The sequence below is a fragment of the Vibrio sp. 10N.247.311.49 genome (genome assembly GCF_041467655.1).
Lineage (GTDB): Bacteria > Pseudomonadota > Gammaproteobacteria > Enterobacterales > Vibrionaceae > Vibrio > Vibrio crassostreae_C.
In genome coordinates this window covers 20,359-29,055 of record NZ_JBFSVA010000036.1, presented here as the reverse complement: position 1 = coordinate 29,055, position 8,697 = coordinate 20,359, and the positions used below count along the sequence as shown (strand labels likewise).

At 41.2% G+C, this 8,697-nt stretch carries 9 protein-coding genes and 1 pseudogene; 2 read left to right on the top strand and 8 right to left on the bottom strand.

The annotated features are described in order from the left end of the window. Positions 1–53: 53 nt before the first annotated feature. The 3 genes and pseudogenes from AB6E54_RS21490 to AB6E54_RS21480 form a co-directional block, all read right to left on the bottom strand. Positions 54–239: pseudogene (locus AB6E54_RS21490) on the bottom strand (IS6 family transposase); the annotation flags it as partial. Between the two features lie 803 nt (positions 240–1,042). Next, positions 1,043–2,350 carry a YfaP family protein gene (locus AB6E54_RS21485; protein WP_229648405.1) on the bottom strand — a complete coding sequence of 436 codons (1,308 nt, stop codon included), beginning with the start codon at positions 2,348–2,350 and terminating at the stop codon, positions 1,043–1,045. Positions 2,351–2,353: 3 nt separating this feature from the next. Next, a complete protein-coding gene (locus AB6E54_RS21480) occupies positions 2,354–2,896 on the bottom strand; it encodes a hypothetical protein (RefSeq protein WP_017100441.1) in 543 nt (180 codons plus the stop codon). Between the two features lie 471 nt (positions 2,897–3,367). Between AB6E54_RS21480 and AB6E54_RS21475 the strand changes: the two genes are divergently transcribed. Next, positions 3,368–3,604, top strand: a complete 237-nt coding sequence (locus tag AB6E54_RS21475) for a TA system antitoxin ParD family protein (RefSeq protein WP_017100443.1) — start codon at positions 3,368–3,370, stop codon at positions 3,602–3,604. Continuing rightward, complete coding sequence (locus tag AB6E54_RS21470) at positions 3,576–3,878, top strand: type II toxin-antitoxin system RelE/ParE family toxin (RefSeq protein WP_102560971.1); 303 nt, start codon at positions 3,576–3,578, stop codon at positions 3,876–3,878. Before AB6E54_RS21475 ends, AB6E54_RS21470 begins: the two co-directional genes overlap by 29 nt. A gap of 355 nt (positions 3,879–4,233) precedes the next feature. Here AB6E54_RS21470 and AB6E54_RS21465 read toward each other — a convergent pair whose 3' ends face one another. The 5 genes from AB6E54_RS21465 to AB6E54_RS21445 form a co-directional block, all read right to left on the bottom strand. After that, the gene (locus AB6E54_RS21465; protein WP_017102639.1) at positions 4,234–4,650 is read right to left on the bottom strand and encodes a GFA family protein; all 417 of its coding nucleotides are present in this window, start codon (positions 4,648–4,650) and stop codon (positions 4,234–4,236) included. 130 nt (positions 4,651–4,780) lie between these two features. Beyond that, positions 4,781–5,419: a LysE family translocator gene (locus AB6E54_RS21460; RefSeq protein ID WP_017102638.1), complete on the bottom strand. Its 639-nt coding sequence runs from the start codon at positions 5,417–5,419 to the stop codon at positions 4,781–4,783. Beyond that, a complete protein-coding gene (locus AB6E54_RS21455; protein ID WP_372106996.1) occupies positions 5,416–6,741 on the bottom strand; it encodes a serine hydroxymethyltransferase in 1,326 nt (441 codons plus the stop codon). The genes AB6E54_RS21460 and AB6E54_RS21455 overlap by 4 nt, the downstream gene beginning before the upstream one ends. A 16-nt stretch (positions 6,742–6,757) precedes the next feature. Beyond that, entirely contained in the window at positions 6,758–7,759 is a 1,002-nt protein-coding gene (locus tag AB6E54_RS21450) for a phytanoyl-CoA dioxygenase family protein (protein WP_371997466.1), read from the bottom strand. A 232-nt stretch (positions 7,760–7,991) separates the two neighbouring features. Next, positions 7,992–8,696: a site-specific integrase gene (locus AB6E54_RS21445; protein ID WP_229648403.1), complete on the bottom strand. Its 705-nt coding sequence runs from the start codon at positions 8,694–8,696 to the stop codon at positions 7,992–7,994. Between the last annotated feature and the right edge of the window lies 1 nt (position 8,697).

The window sequence follows — 8,697 nt, the reverse complement described above, 5'->3', positions numbered from 1 at the left end:
AAACAAGTCAGATGGTGTGTCTGGGACGGCTATTTGGCCGCCTCATTTTATACTTAAACTGTAAATGTATTGAAGAGTTCATTCAAAAACGCTGATCCCTCGTGCACTCTCACCTCTGCCCGGTCACGGCTTAACCAAAAATCAAATTGACTCTTGTTCAATATCCGTAACCTTTAAAGACCTTGAATCGCTTCGATGAGCTTTTTGATTAGAGCATGGTCTGACTCTATCGCATTGTCATGGTGTAATTACTCTTAATTTTTTTGCTCATATTTTCAGCTATCATGCGCTAATCTAGAAAACGTTAAAGTTCCAGCTCAGTGCTCTAAAGATCGTAAAGCCTCACCTAGCAGGTCTTCTGGCGAAAGGTTAGAATGGGTGTTCATTATACTTTCGATTCTCCTTGTAGGAAAAGAATTACAAGTCTTCCCTCTACCATCAAAGTCCTCTTGTCTTCTGCCGTATGCAATGTACACATTAATGAGAGTACACTCCCTCTCTCTCACTGAGCAGGTAATTTTCCTGAGTTTTTTTTGAAGACCTTCAAACATTCTATCGAGGCTTTGGTCACTATTTGCCTTAGTAAAGTGGCCATAGACTTCAGAGATAGTGCTATTTATTGATAGCTCAAACCTATGTACTTCTTGTTTCATTTGAAATAACTCAAGTATTATTGGGATTTGTATTACACATACTATAACCAAAAACATTGAAAGTTATTGGTTAATCAATTTAGTCAGCTTTGGCTCTCTTTGTTATCAGCTCTTATCGACAAAGCTAATTGCTTGCAGTTACAAAATATATCATTGGAACTCGCCTTGAGTCGCGACGACGAGTAAAACTTCAGGTCTATGAAGCCTCTGGACATTTCCGAGTTACGTTCAGATTGGCGACTAAGTCGTTCGGACAAAATTTACTACTCCGAATCATACAATGTATCGGAAATTGGTAGACCAAACGCAATGCCCTACTAAAACATCAAATGATGTTTTAGTAGGGCTATCAGATTATATTACTATAGGTAAACGGCCCTTTAAGGTTACTAGAAAGCCCCTATTTCAATGCCACCACTGTCGTTTTCAGAAACCACAACATTCATCATGTGTAATGGGTTGGCATTCTCTGATGAACCTTGAGCTTCCCCAAGTGTAACTGACTTAGTTAGAACATCCGAAATACTACCTGTCGATATTTGAACAGTTGCAATTCGACCTTCTGCACGAGCGTAGTTATTCACACCGATACTATATACCCCGAGTTCGAGGCTGTCTCTGTCACAAGTGGCGAAGTAATGCTCTGGCCCATAGCCGCTGGTGTTATCAACATCTAACTCACCAACGTTACCTACCCTATTTTGGTAGTACACCTGCATCCCATTGGGTTCAAACGTATGCAAATCAACATCACCTAGACCATTCCAACTGAGTGTTGCTGTGAACGACCCTGTAGAAGCGATTGCTTCAGGAGTTTGTAATGACGCCAGCTCCGATTGGAGATCGTTTCTTATCATTCCAGCTGGTTGTAAAGAAGTATTTAAATAGGTTTGTATGAGAGTGTGACCAGATGGATCAACCTCTAAATGGCTGACTGGTATCGAGACATTTGTATCGGGCACTGTCCCTACAGCTCTTAAACCATTTATCACCAAATCGAGATCGGCTAGTGTATAAGGTCCATTCAGTTGTGGTGAAGCTGGTGCAATGTGGACTACCCCAAGATTAGATTCATCTAGGTTATCCAATTCCAATGCTGCGTTGTAGGCATTATTAGCAAAAAGATTACCTTGGGAGTGGGCGATAAACAGCATTTTTGCGCCCTGTGTGCCTAACGTCTGAATCCTCGTGTTATGACGAGCGTAATCGCTTGCTGTTGGCGGTGAAGAAAACAAATGACTAACAAGTGCAACTGTTTGGGATGATGCCCAGTCGTAAAGCTCAGTAAGTAGCCCCAACACCAAGTCACTAGGGGCGCTGACAATATTGTAGACTTTATCTAAGAAACCATCAGCTCCACCACCAGTAATTGCTGACCAAAAGATATCAAATCTACCGCCGAGATCGGGGTCTATTTCTTCCGCTCGCTGAATAAATACTTCTGCTATATCTTGAAACGCTGATGCACTAACCGATGAACCAGTTACGTTATAAAAAGTCTCGTATGCTACAGGCTCTGAATTGTACTCATTTCCAATTTGCTTTTGGAATTCAAATGTCGCTAATTTCGCTTCATTTTTTGTATTCCACACTCCATTAAAAAAGCCAACGACATACCCTGGTACTTCACAAACTGTTGCAGAACTTACATTGAAAGAGATTGACGCAGCTAAAGCGGTTATAATAATTTTTTTCATACATCATTCCACGCAATCGATATTAGATGGTAGGCGCGTCACAGTGCCATCAAGAGCTTCATTGAACGCTGAATATGCCGCTGCGCGCTCACGAGTGTTTGCTGTGTAATGTTCTATCGCTTTTAGAATTTGATGTGCATCGGCAGGGTTATCAAAAGCTAAACTCAAGCAACCGATAGCTACAGTAGACTCTTCATCAACTTGGAGGACTGCATCGATATCAGAATGATCAACAAGGACAGCTTCTTGGATAGTTCTGGCAATACTCTTAACTTGTGTCTTTTGACTTGCTGATAAGTTAGCCGCTTCAATATATGCCAATATATCGTCTCGAATGGCTTCGTTATTGGTGACTGAACCTGTAAGCGAATCACTAGTGTCTAAGTCTGGGTACGTTCCTGACGAAACTAACTGACTTAAAGCATCTGTAGGTGAATTGATTGGTGTTGCTGCATTTACATCATCGGCACTATCAGAGTCACCACCACATGCCGTTAGCAACATGATGGCACATATTGGTAAAGCTTCCCTTATTTTCAACTTCATTGTCTACTCCTTGATCATAAATTTTAAGTTACTAAAATATAAGAGATTAACGCCAAGTGCAACGAGTCCCATACCACCCTTGAGCCGACCAAGTTGCCGCTATAGAGACTGGCGTTACATTAATATACCTAGGTCCGTTACACTTATATCAATACAGTAGATGTGGTTTGCATAAGGAAAAGTAAGCCAAATCACAGGTTTCTGAAATGAGTAATCAATCGGTCGTAACTTCTAATGGGGCATTTTCGAGTTTCATGGCACACCTTTGGACAGAAGCTTTTTCTAATTTAGTAAATGATGCATTATCTCCGGTATGGAGGAGCCATCAGAAGAGCACGACCTTAGAGGTTAAGTTCATTGTCACTTATGAGAAGTGAAAAAGCCCACTAGCAGGGCTTTTGTTGCAAGTTGCCACATATGATGCAATGCGCTACAATTGACATCAACAAACAAATGACCAAGGTAATACATATGGCTACTACAAGCGTTAGACTTGATGAGAGCCTAGTAGATAGAGCTGCAACCATTGGAACAGCTTTAAATCGAACGACCCCCAAGCAAATTGAGCATTGGGCGAAAATAGGCAAGATCATGGAGGATAACCCTGACTTAACCTACGAGTTCGTACTGCAGGCAATCATCGCTAAAGCCGAATTAGAGCACGGGAATACGACCTCTTATGAATTTAGCGAAAGTAACAAAGATTGAGCAAACTACGACATTTGCCAAGACAGTAAAAAAGCTACACAAAAACCAAAAACAAGATCTAGATAAAACAGTGAAAGAGGTTATAGAAAACCCTTTTATTGGCGTGATGAAGAAAGGCGATTTGTCTTTTCTTAGGGTGCACAAGTTTAAGATGAACAAGCAGCTCACCTTGCTTGGGTACAACTACGATGAATACGGGACGTTAGTCCTGACCTTAATGGCGTTGGGCAGTCATGAAAACTTTTATCGAGATGCATCCAGAACATTTAGATAACCAAAGCCTCGCCAAGCGCGAGGCTTTTTTTATACCCCTCAAACACCTACAAACTGATTGAAAAAGAACTTAAGGTAGCTAACGCTGAAAGAAAGGTGGAATCTACCCCCGTGAAACATCACGGGGATTAACAGTATGAGAAGAGTGGATAAGTTTTAATATGGTAAAAACCCATGAACAGGGTGTGAATGAGTAAAAGGTCTAGCCAATAATGGGGCACTTTCGAGTTAGAAAGTGCCACAGATAAAGATTCAACCTATGAAAGTTCTGGCCAAAAGTAAGTTAATGCAATGAAACTCCCTAAACCTCAATAGATTAGAACAAGTATTTTAATATCTTAAACACTTGCTCACCGCTACCCCGGCTGCTCAGGGAAAACCTTTACATTAGTTGGTATTTGGTACCAATCTAGTTTTTCACTAACCCAAACATGTGCTTGAGGTTCGAAAATATCAGCTGCCGACATATCAGTTGGTTTTAACTTTAATTTAACCGTTTGCGGTGCATCTGGATTGAAATGGTAAATTCTGTTTCCACAATTTGGACAGAACATCGCGCAATTACGATTGCCACTATCAGCTAAACGTTCCCAAGTTTTCAGTTGACCAGAAAACTCTATTTTCTCGGCATCGACAACTGCTGTAATGCTAAATGGGCTGGTAGACAGTTTTTGGCACTCTGTACAGTGACAAGCAAAGACCATTAGTGGTTTTTCATACAAGTCATAGGTCACTTGCCCGCACTGACATGCTCCTATAAGTGGATATTCCATTTATCACTCCTCCTCACAACATGAGTGGCAGCTAACTCCGAATTAAGTAACGAGTAACACTACCGTCTAACCTAAGTCATTACATCGTAAATCAACTTGAATTAAAAATCCGAGAAGTGTGTCCCTTCCCCTAATTGTACGAGGAGTTTACCAAGGCCATAACACCTAACAGTATAAAAATACTACCAGACCACCTTGAGAAAAAATCAACCCAGTTACTTCTTGCTTGAAACTTTTTCTGTAGATGACTCGCCATCAAAACACTTAACAGATCAGCACTACTAAACAATAAATTCGTAACAACTCCCAAAATAAGCAGTTGGAGCCAAACAGCAACACTTCCTGCTTCATTCACAAACTGTGGGAGAAAAGCAAGATAGAAAATTGCGGCTTTAGGGTTCAGAATATCTACAATGACACTATCAATAAACGTTCTTTTAGGAGAGGTAAGATTGCTTTCACAAGAAGTAATACGTAATTTTTTTGATAGATAGATACGTTGGAAACCCAACCAAACAAGATAGAGAGCTCCTAGCTTTTGAATGGCAGAATAGAGAGAAGGATTAGCTAAAAGCACAGAAGACAAACCTAATACAGCTAAAATTACATGAAAATAACCTCCTATATGAAGGCCAAAAGCTGCCATAATTCCTACTTTCTTCCCTCCTGACACAGCTTGAGCAATACTGTAAAGCATTGCAGGACCGGGCATAAACGCATATAGCAACGTAACAAATAAGTAAGTAAACAGTTCTGTAATTGAAATCATTGTCCACCCTCCAAGCTATATTTAAAGCCAGAAAATGTTGAGGCTAACTCACTTACTACATTACGCGCCTCCTTCAAATTGTAATTACCTTGTAGAACGCCTGCGATTACCTCAGCTAAAACAACTATTTGACTTTGTGTAACCCCTAATCGAGTAATTTCTGTTGCACCAAAACGTATCCCAGATAACAACTCTCTATCTTCAGGAAGTGGGACTGCATTAGCAAAAACCCCAACATCAGCTAGACGGTAGCATGCTAAACGCGCACCTTCTTCTCGAGTCCATTTCACAACAACTTGATGAGTTTCAGTAAAGCCTTCATCAGAACAGAGCACCTCCAACCCGTGCGCCTGTAAATTACTAGCAAGTTGCCTAGCATTAAGTATCCCTTGAGCCATATATTCAAGGCCATATTCCTTTAATTCTAAGCATGAGACCGTCAGGGCAGCAATTCGATTAAGTTGATGTGAACCAGTTAGCTTTGGGAATATAGTCGTGCTAATCGGAGAAGAAAACTTTTCCGAATTCCAACAAATTACTCCTCCCTGAGGACCACTAAACGTCTTTCCTGTCGATGCAGTGTAGATATCAGCTCCCAAAGACAGAGGGTTTGGATAAACTCCACCAGCAATCAACCCTGCTTGATGTGAGCCATCAAAAAGTAACATCCCTCCCCAACGAGAAATAATGTCTTTTATCTCTTTTACAGGAAAGGGAAAAAGGTTGAGACCTGCCCCTAAACTCACTAATTTCGGGTGTCTAAACTTAGCCATGTATTCAAAGGCGTTTAAGTCAATTTCGAGGGTATTCGGATCCACAGGAAGATCTGAAATGGAATAGTTCAAGATCCCCGGGGGGCCTAAACTATGGTTACTTGAGTTACCACCATAAAATGTATTGAGGGTGGACATATCTGATACGTTGAAATGGTTTTTGAGAACTGCATAGACAACCGTATTAGCATGAAGCCCTCCTAAAAGCCTAGGGTCTGCATGATTGCATTCAAATAATTCCTTAAGTAATACTATGCAAAGTGCTTCTATTTCATCAGCTTGATCAAGCCCCGTAAAAAAGCGGTTATTTCGCCCAATAGAACCGCCTGAGGCTCTAGACCCCAAGTCACAACTTAGTAGTCCCCGAGCTTGTAAACTCATAGGGCCTTCTGCTGCCAAAAGGTTTATTCCTGTCTTCACTCTCACAGTCTCGTGTCGCTCTATTAAAGCTCTTAATTTTTGATAGAGCTCTTCAGAAGTCGAACACCCAAGTAAGGCAGAAGCATCATTCAGAATATTCATGTCATGCATTTGTTTGCTGATAATCACTTTCTAACCTCCCTTCTCACGTATAACTGTTACGTGTGTTAGACAGATCCTTACCACAGAGCAGTAAGCTCGAATGTCTTGTGATATCTATGTTTGAGCCATCAATAAAGTCGCCCAAGTGTCGAAATGGATAAATTTCCGTATCCGTTGCCGTTACTCTAAAATTAATGCCAAACCGGTCATTATAAGATGTATTAGGAAGAGAACCATGCATGGTTCTTTCCGTGAAAATAACAAATTCCCCTTTTTTCATAGGGATCGTCACTATATCTTCTTGGCTCTCGTCTACACCCAATGTTCTTTTTGCAGGTAATTTTGCAAGTTCAGCTCGAACATAGGCTTTAACATCCTCGAATGATTTCCCACTAATTTGATAATTTTCAAAAAGCCCACTGGTATCAACGTCCAATACTAGTGTGTAATTGTTCGCCCTTTCGACAACATCTTCGATTGTTTTACAGTCAATAAATGGATCATGCCAAAACTCAGATTCTGTCATTGGAACCATGGTTTTAGGATATTGTTTTTTATGTGAACCACGAATGAAACGCAACGGAGCGCAATCAAGCTCAACATCAGTAAGGGCGACCCAAACAGTTAAATTCCACCAACGATCCCGCCTTTCATGTTTAGGCCTTAAACTAGGCTTATTATTGCCAATTTCTTCACCATCGAAATCTCCCCACTCTTGGTGCCAACCTGTACCGTTTTCTCCAGATTTCTTGTGAAAAATTTTTGAGCGCCAAAGAGCTAAATCGTCTCCAATCAGAGACTGTAGCTTTGGGATCAAAGCTGAATCTGTGAGCAACTCTTTAATTTTCGTCGATACTAAATGCCAATCCCTGACAGAATAACGACCATACAGGGGATGCGGCTCTGGGCTTTGAGCTATCTCCCTAACTTCCGTTAAAACATCTTGAATTAATTCGACATTTGCGAACCTCGGTAATGGTCCTAAATAACCATCTCGGCGAAAAGACCTTATTTGCTCTCTCGTCAATCCTTTACTCTTGTCCATTGATTAGCTGCCTACCCTATGATGTTAAACAAAGAGCGTCGAACCTATCAGTCTTTATCGAATGGCCTAAAATTAATAATTAATAATTAATAATTAATATTTAGAGAAAAGCGTTAGTTCTCGCGTACACTTATTCACAGAACTCCAAGTGTGACTCCCCAAAACACAAACTTCACCAAAAAACCTAATCTTAAAATTTGATGTACTTATGTTATTCCGACAGATATTTTAATCACCATTCCCAAAAATCCACTTCATATCTAAACCGTTCAACCTCCTTCTCGGTCAGTTCCGGTATTACTTTGATAGGTCTTCCTCTGCGTTTAGGGGGAGATTTCGTCGGCTTAGGTTTGGAGGCTCTCACTTTTCGAGTTTTAGGGTTATTCACAAGCTGGCCTGATAATATTCCACTAATAACTTCCCCTATCGCCTCAGCAGATTGCGATACTTGCACATCATCCACGTGAGCATAACGAAGCGTGGATGAAATACGCGTGTGACCCAACAGTTTCGACACCATCGGAATAGGGAACCCCTCTAACACCGCATAACTGGCAAAGGTATGACGCAAATCGTGAATGCGAACATCCTCGATATGGGCTAAGGCTCGCACCTGTTGCCAGACCATACTAACCTTAGTCGACCGACTCACAAAACGACGCAAAGGCATAAACACATCATCGTGTGATTCGCTACGCTGTGTCCATGCTTGCTTTGGTATGTCTGAAAGGAGTTTCTGCGCTTCCTTGCCCACATACACCACCTTCGCACCCGTTTTGCTGTCCGGCAAGTGCCACTCCCTGCCTTTAACAAAAGACCATTGTAGGCCTGTTACCTCTGAAATTCGACACCCCGTTAACAGCACCAGTTTTAGCACCTGACAACAGCACGCTTCCAGATTACCTTGCTGGCTGACCACAGTTAATGCCTTATCCAAT